Here is a 6,087-nt window from a genome sequence, read left to right on the forward strand (position 1 = left end):
TGGACCTTCGGCGAACCCGGCACCTTCGAATTCGCATGCCTTCTGCCCGGCCACTATGAGGCCGGCATGCATGGCCCCCTCACAGTCAACTGATCCAAGCGGAGACATCCCATGAAACTTCTTTCGATTGCGGCTGCACTCGTCCTTTCGGCGACCACAGCGTTCGCCCAGAGCGAAGATGGCATGAGCACCGGCACGGTGACCAAGGTCGACACCAAGTGGAACAAGGTGACCATCGATCACGGTCCCCTGGAAAACCTCGACATGCCCGCGATGAAGATGGTCTTCGTCGTTGCGGATGCCGCGATGTTGGAAGGATTGGCAGAAGGCACTGAAGTCCGGTTCACCGCTGACCGGGTCAACGGCAAGCTGACCGTCACCGAGATGGAACAGCAGTGATGATAGCTCCCGCGCTGGCTCCGGTCGGCGCGGGATGCTCCGCCCAAAGGGACCGGTTCGTCACGAAGGTTCGCCGCAGCGCGGCGAACTGCAGAAGATCACGCACACAGGTGGTCTGATGCCGCATCGCCGCAAGGCTGCGCCGAGCCCCTCTACGACCTTGAGAGTAGAGGTTTAACGCCTCGTGGCGTCACGGGTGCGTGATCGTGCTACTGAGCTGGCTTTACCGAACCGCGCCGGAACAAGCTGAATTGGAAGGATTGGGTCGCACCGCCCGGCGTCCGGTGAATGTGATGTCGCTGGTTCACCAGACTGAATTCGTGTCCCAGACATTCCACCAGCGTATCCGGGCTGTATCGGACCACTGGCAGACCGCTGCATTTCTCGGGGCCGTCGAGAGCGAATGTCGCCAGCATCGCCCATCCTCCGGTCGGGACTGCAGCCTTCATGGCGGCAAGATAGGCTGCGCGATCCCGCGGATCGGTCAGAAAGTGAAACGTGGCCCGGTCGTGCCAGAGGGTATAGTGTCGTTCGGGTTGCCATCCGGTGATGTCGGCAGCGATCCACTGGACTTGTTCGGCGGCGGCGCCGAGCCGCTTCCGTGAGACCTCCAACGCCTTCTCGGAGAGATCGAGGACGGTCAGGTCGGTGAAGCCGCGGTCGAGCAGAGCATCCACCAGGTTCGAGGCGCCGCCACCGATATCGACGACCGCCGCCTTGCGGTTGACGCCAGCCCTCTCGATCATCTCGAGAGAGATGGTTGGGGCGTCCTGATACCAGCTGACCTCGGATTCATCCTTCGTCGCGTAGACGCGTTCCCAATGATCGTTCATTCCGTCCCCCGGTTTTCTCCGAGATTATATCAGCGGGCGCGCCCGACGCACCTGTCCAGTTCAGGTGCCGAACATGGTATCTTCAACGATCCAAACGAGATGATGCGCCCGCAGCGAACGGCAGCAAGGTCCGCAGTTGGCGAGTTCAGCGCCGGCTTGGCGAACGGCCAGGTTTCTAGAACGGGCGTCGGTGCTGACCGGAGCGATCGGCTTCTCCGAGCCCTTCGTCACGCTCCGCGTGGCCCGAAAAGGATCACTGCTGCGCCGATCAAGCACAGGCAGGCACCGGCGGCATCCCAGATGTCTGGCCGCTGGCCTTCAGCGCCCCACATCCAGAAAAGTGACGCGGCGATGTAGACGCCGCCGTAGGCGGCGTAGGCCCGACCGGCGAAACCGGCCTCGACCTGCGCCAGAAGCCAGCCGAATAGCGCGAGGCTCACAATCCCCGGCAGCAACCAGAGGATCGAAGCTCCGCGCCACCACGCCCAGATGGCAAAGCATCCGGCGATCTCGACCAAGGCAGCGAGCGGATAGATCAACGTGGCCGGCACTAGGAAACGGGCCTGTCGTGATCGGATAGACATGCATCGTGGTCGCGTAGAACCTCAAGGATACGGCAGTTGGCGACCCGGTCAGTCCTGCACTCGCTGAGCATCCGTTTCAGTTCGACGCGGAGCGCTTCAAGACGGGCGATGCGCGCCTCGACTTCGCCTAGTTGTTTCTGAGCGACTGCATCGACCTGCGCGCATGACCTTTCTGGGCTATCAGAGAGGTCCAGAAGTTCTCGTATGGACTCGAGCGAAAAGCCGAGTTGTCGAGAGTGCCGGATGAACGCGAGGCGATCGAGTTCCAGCGCCCCGTAGCGTCGCTGGCCACCCGCGCTCCGCCCGGGTTTGGGCATCAAGCCAATCTGTTCGTAATAGCGGATCGTCTGCACCTTGGTGCCGGTCCGCTTTGCCAGAGTCCCAATGGACAACATGAGCGCGTCTCCTTTCGTCGCTGGGGCGTCTTGTCCCCCGTCGTCCAAGCTGCGGAAAACCTCTTCGCCGGCTTGAACCTATAGTGGCTGTAGGTCGTATATCGAGTTCCGATCGGAGAATCACGACGGAGAAACGTCATGGCAGACGGGAGCGCGGGACAACGCGAGTGGCGTGTGACGGGCATGGATTGTGGGGCATGCGCCGCCAAGGTGCGCGGCGCGGTCGAGCGCCTGCCTGGCGTCGAGGATGTCGATGTGGCGCTGATGGCCGAGCGCCTGCGACTAACGCTAGATGAGACGCAGACCTCGCCCGAACGGATCGAGGTGGCTGTGCGTGGCGTCGGCTTCGGAATCGCGCCCAAGGGCGCACGGCCAGAGAGGCCCAAGGGCGGCTTTGTCCTGCCGGATGGAGCCTTTCCGGATGCGGTGGAGGCCGTGGAAATCGACAGCGAGCTGGAGGAGATCACTGGGCCCGCCGATGGTGCGCCGACCTCCTGGTTGAAGACCTCCAAGGGTCGCCTCGTGCTCGGAACCGGCGCACTGCTCGCGGCAGCCTGGGTGTCACGGCTCGTCCTGCCGGCTGAGATCGCGCATTGGGCGTTCGTTCTGGCGACACTGGTCGGGATCGTGCCCGTGGCGCAACGCGCCTTCGCCATGACGCGGTCCGGCATGCCCTTCACGATCGAGATGCTGATGTCCATCGCCGCGGTCGGCGCGCTGGCGATCGGCGAACCGGAAGAGGCGGCGCTCGTCGTCTTCCTCTTCGCTGTGGGTGAGCTCCTGGAAGGCGTCTCTGCGGGCAAGGCGCGCGACAGCATTCGCGCACTCTCGAAGCTCGTGCCGAAGACGGCACGGCTCGAAGTGGGCGGCAAGACCCGGGAGATCGCGGTCGAGAGGCTCCAGTTGGGCCAGGTCGTGCAGGTTCGCCCCGGCGACCGCGTTCCCTGCGACGGCGAGGTGATCGATGGCACGTCGAGTGTCGACGAAAGCCCGGTAACCGGCGAGAGCGTCCCGAGCCTCAAGGAGCCGGGCGCGGAGGTCTTCGCCGGGTCGATCAACACCGAAGCTCTGCTGCGCGTGCGGGTGTTGAGGTCGGCCGAGGACAACACCATCGCCCGCATTGTCCGCCTCGTGGAAGAGGCCGAGAGCGCCCGCGCGCCGACCGAGCGCTTCATCGACCGGTTCAGCCGGGTCTACATGCCCGCTGTGGTCGGGGTCGCTGTTCTCGTCGCTATCTTTCCGCCGCTGGCCTTCGGGCTGGCTTGGGGCGAATGGGTCTACCGGGCGCTTGCGCTGCTGCTGATCGGCTGCCCCTGTGCGCTGGTGATCTCGGTGCCGGCCTCGATCACCTCGGCCCTGTCCACGGGAGCGCGCAACGGTCTGCTGATGAAGGGCGGCGCGGTGATCGAGGCGGCGGCCCGCACGACCCATGTCGCCTTCGACAAGACCGGGACGCTCACACATGGCAGGCCCCGCGTGACAGATGTCTCTGCGTTGATTGGAAGTGACGACGACCTCATGGCGCTTGCCGCCGGGGTCGAGAGCGGCGCGAGCCACCCGCTCGGACAGGCCATCTACGCTGAGGCCGAGCGGCGCGGCGTGGGCGCGGCGACGGCCACCGGCGGCCGCGCGCTTCCCGGCAAGGGGGCGGAAGCCTCCATCGACGGCTTGACCGTCAGCGTGGGCTCCCCACGGCTGGCAAACGAGCGCGGCGCCCTCACAGACGACCTGCGGACCCGCGTGGCGGCACTGGAAGCCGAGGGCAAGACGGTGGTCATCGTGCTCTGCAATGACGTGCCTCAGGGCCTCATCGCGCTCAGGGACGAGCCGCGGGACGATGCGGCGAACGCTATCGCGCAACTGCGCGGGCTCGGCATTTCTTCGGTCATGCTGACGGGGGACAATCCGCGCACGGCTCGGGCCATCGCCGAAGGGCTCGGGATCGAGCATCGCGCAGAGCTCATGCCGGAAGACAAGGTGACGGCAATCCAAGACATGACGACGGACGCCCGGGTGATGATGGTCGGCGACGGGATCAACGACGCGCCAGCGCTCGCGGCCGCGCATGTCGGCGTCGCCATGGGCTCGGGCACCGACGTCGCGCTGGAGACGGCCGACGCGGCGATCCTGCGCAACCGCGTCACCGATGTGGCGAGCAAGGTCCGCCTCGCCCGTGCCACCATGTCGAACATCCGCCAGAACATCGCGATTGCGCTCGGGCTCAAGGCAGTCTTCCTCGTGACCACCGTGCTCGGGATTACCGGCCTCTGGATCGCGGTCCTCGCCGATACCGGCGCCACCGTGCTGGTCACGATGAACGCCTTCCGACTGCTGTTCTTCCGGCCTTCCGGCACGTCTGATCCTACGGGGCGTGCAATCCGACCGCCGAGGAATATCGCCTCAATCCCGAAGCCGCTACGAGCTGAAAGGAGACAATGATGATCCCTTACTCGCCGCGTCATGATAGCCTTCGCTGCAAGCTTTGCCGCGACAGTGTGGGCAGCCCATATTGCCGAAAACAGGCGGCAGCGTAATCGTTCGGTGCTTCGGGAACAACGTAGACACCCCATCGAAGGTCTCGAAAGGCCGGACGTCCGTCGCGTTCGAGGGAGGAGACCGTCTCGACCATACCCCGCGCTTCCAGAAGTCCTCCATACTCCTTCGGACGCAACACATGTGCCAATCGTCCACACCGCAGGGCGGAAAGGCGAGCCCCTTCGTCGGGACGTCCAGTCCACATGCGTTCCCGATTGCGACCATCTCGATCGCACTCTTGGACCCGTCGAGGGAGGAGTTGAACATTTGCGGATTCATGCCAGCTTGAGCGGCGTCCTTGGTGGTCAGGCCATAATGTTCCCAGACGTTGTCCGACGTAATCAAGTGATACATGCTGACCGAGGTCCTCGACGAGTTCCAAAATACCTTCTCAGTGGTGCCGGCACCTGCGGCACTGGCACGGCTTCTGGCTGCGAACATCTTGGGGGGCCTGATAGGCCTTGGATGTGGTGCCGGGCAAATGCCCTTGGCGGCTATGACCACGGCGATCGTCCTCTTGGTCCTGACTTTGCTGCGATTGCTCGAGCGGAAGCTGGGCTGGGGCGAACGCGAGGATTAATCTTCAGGCGGCAGAGAAAGTGGAGAGCCGGCTATCAGGATCTATGCTTGGCGACGTGGGCTCCTTGCCGACCGTAAGGACTTTCCCAACCTGGATTTGGGAGCTCCTCACATTCCCTGGCGCAGCTTTCCACCAGCCGCTTTCCCCGAGGTACCAACGACATTCCAGCGCGGGAGGGTCCCGAAAAGGGACAGGAATGCGCTCGGGGCGCCTTGGCAGGATGTGATTTCTCAAAAGATGCGAGGCCGGAGGACGACGAAGGTCCCGCAATGATCCAAACTTGGCTGCGCTAAGTTTCAATCCCTCCGCTACTTGCAGGAGGCATTTGACCGTCATCGCCAGCGTCAGCCGAGCTCGCTGCCGCTGCGTCCATTGCTCGGGCGTTCGATACGTCGCACGTTTCCTCCCCCGGCGAGAAGCTTTGTAATCTGCTCGCTGTCCAGAGTCTCGTCTTGCTCCAGCCGATGGACAAGGCGGAAGATTTCCGTCTCATGCTCTTCGATGAGGCCGGCAGCGGCCTTCTCAGCCTCCTTCAGCAGGAGGATCACCGCCGCATCGGCCCGCGCGGCGATGGCGTCGGAGTGCTCGCGGGGCTGGGCGAAGGACTGCCCAAGGAAGGGGTTGTCCTCGGAGGTGCGCAGATCGACCGGCCCCAGAGCCTCGGTCATGCCCCAGCGTGTGACCATCGAGCGGGCGAGCCGCGTGGCGCGGCGGATGTCGTCATCGGCGCCGGAACTGACCGAGCCGGTGAACCGGCGCTC

At 64.2% G+C, this 6,087-nt stretch carries 7 protein-coding genes and 2 pseudogenes; 4 read left to right on the plus strand and 5 right to left on the minus strand.

The window, feature by feature from the left end:
- Nucleotides 1-93 (plus strand): plastocyanin/azurin family copper-binding protein (locus G0A00_RS25795; protein ID WP_235953391.1); only part of this gene is annotated, 93 nt, incomplete at its 5' end.
- An 18-nt stretch (nucleotides 94-111) separates the two neighbouring features.
- Nucleotides 112-399: a copper-binding protein gene (locus G0A00_RS25800; protein WP_164185540.1), complete on the plus strand. Its 288-nt coding sequence runs from the start codon at nucleotides 112-114 to the stop codon at nucleotides 397-399.
- Between the two features lie 209 nt (nucleotides 400-608).
- Here the strand turns inward: G0A00_RS25800 and G0A00_RS25805 are convergent, their stop codons facing one another.
- The 3 genes from G0A00_RS25805 to G0A00_RS25815 all read right to left on the minus strand — a co-directional run bounded on the left by G0A00_RS25805 (nucleotide 609) and on the right by G0A00_RS25815 (nucleotide 2,211).
- On the minus strand, nucleotides 609-1,232 hold the full coding sequence (locus G0A00_RS25805) for a trans-aconitate 2-methyltransferase (RefSeq protein ID WP_164185539.1): 624 nt from the start codon (nucleotides 1,230-1,232) through the stop codon (nucleotides 609-611).
- A 227-nt stretch (nucleotides 1,233-1,459) separates the two neighbouring features.
- Entirely contained in the window at nucleotides 1,460-1,783 is a 324-nt protein-coding gene (locus tag G0A00_RS25810; protein ID WP_164185538.1) for a YnfA family protein, read from the minus strand.
- On the minus strand, nucleotides 1,783-2,211 hold the full coding sequence (locus tag G0A00_RS25815) for a helix-turn-helix domain-containing protein (RefSeq protein WP_164185537.1): 429 nt from the start codon (nucleotides 2,209-2,211) through the stop codon (nucleotides 1,783-1,785). Before G0A00_RS25815 ends, G0A00_RS25810 begins: the two co-directional genes overlap by 1 nt.
- A 138-nt stretch (nucleotides 2,212-2,349) precedes the next feature.
- Here G0A00_RS25815 and G0A00_RS25820 point away from each other — a divergent pair, with 138 nt between their 5' ends.
- Nucleotides 2,350-4,650, plus strand: coding sequence for a heavy metal translocating P-type ATPase (locus tag G0A00_RS25820; RefSeq protein ID WP_235953390.1), 2,301 nt, complete (start codon nucleotides 2,350-2,352; stop codon nucleotides 4,648-4,650).
- A gap of 19 nt (nucleotides 4,651-4,669) precedes the next feature.
- On the opposite strand, the pseudogene G0A00_RS26940 reads toward G0A00_RS25820, so the two are convergent.
- A pseudogene (locus G0A00_RS26940) lies at nucleotides 4,670-5,187 on the minus strand (hypothetical protein).
- On the opposite strand from G0A00_RS26940, the gene G0A00_RS25825 reads away from it, so the two are divergent.
- Nucleotides 5,099-5,326 carry a hypothetical protein gene (locus G0A00_RS25825; protein ID WP_164185536.1) on the plus strand — a complete coding sequence of 76 codons (228 nt, stop codon included), beginning with the start codon at nucleotides 5,099-5,101 and terminating at the stop codon, nucleotides 5,324-5,326. The pseudogene G0A00_RS26940 and the gene G0A00_RS25825 sit on opposite strands and share 89 nt — an antisense overlap.
- A gap of 344 nt (nucleotides 5,327-5,670) precedes the next feature.
- Here the strand turns inward: G0A00_RS25825 and G0A00_RS25830 are convergent.
- Nucleotides 5,671-6,087: pseudogene (locus G0A00_RS25830) on the minus strand (hypothetical protein); the annotation flags it as partial.

The organism is Salipiger sp. PrR002 (assembly GCF_010500775.1).
Classification (GTDB): Bacteria; Pseudomonadota; Alphaproteobacteria; order Rhodobacterales; family Rhodobacteraceae; genus Salipiger.

Bases quoted from the DNA above. Each gene is read 5' to 3' on its own strand.
- G0A00_RS25800 (WP_164185540.1), top strand. From the start codon at position 112: ATGAAACTTCTTTCGATTGCGGCTGCACTCGTCCTTTCGGCGACCACA.
- G0A00_RS25805 (WP_164185539.1), bottom strand. From the start codon at position 1,232: ATGAACGATCATTGGGAACGCGTCTACGCGACGAAGGATGAATCCGAG.
- G0A00_RS25815 (WP_164185537.1), bottom strand. From the start codon at position 2,211: ATGTTGTCCATTGGGACTCTGGCAAAGCGGACCGGCACCAAGGTGCAG.
- G0A00_RS25820 (WP_235953390.1), top strand. From the start codon at position 2,350: ATGGCAGACGGGAGCGCGGGACAACGCGAGTGGCGTGTGACGGGCATG.
- G0A00_RS25825 (WP_164185536.1), top strand. From the start codon at position 5,099: ATGCTGACCGAGGTCCTCGACGAGTTCCAAAATACCTTCTCAGTGGTG.